Origin of the sequence: Frankia gtarii, from assembly GCF_025403375.1 — a bacterium.
Taxonomy (GTDB): domain Bacteria; phylum Actinomycetota; class Actinomycetes; order Frankiales; family Frankiaceae; genus Frankia; species Frankia gtarii.
On record NZ_JAMPTM010000651.1, the window covers coordinates 1 to 216 of the forward strand.

The following is a 216-nucleotide window of genomic DNA, read 5'->3' on the forward strand; positions in this document are numbered from 1 at the left end:
GTGCCGCTGGTCACCGTGTTGGTGTGGCCGGTGAGGGTGAGCTGGTGGTGTCCGGTGGTGGCGTCCCAGATTCGCGCGGTGTCGTCGTTGCTGGTGGTGAGGATGCGGGTGTTGTCGGGGCTCCACGTGCCGCTGGTCACCGGGTTGGTGTGGCCGGTGAGGGTGAGCTGGTGGTGTCCGGTGGTGGCGTCCCAGATTCGCGCGGTGCGGTCCCAG

At 69.0% G+C, this 216-nt stretch carries 1 pseudogene; it reads right to left on the minus strand.

Annotation, left to right across the window (positions count from 1 at the left end):
- A pseudogene (locus NBZ83_RS32755) lies at positions 1-216 on the minus strand (toll/interleukin-1 receptor domain-containing protein); the annotation flags it as partial.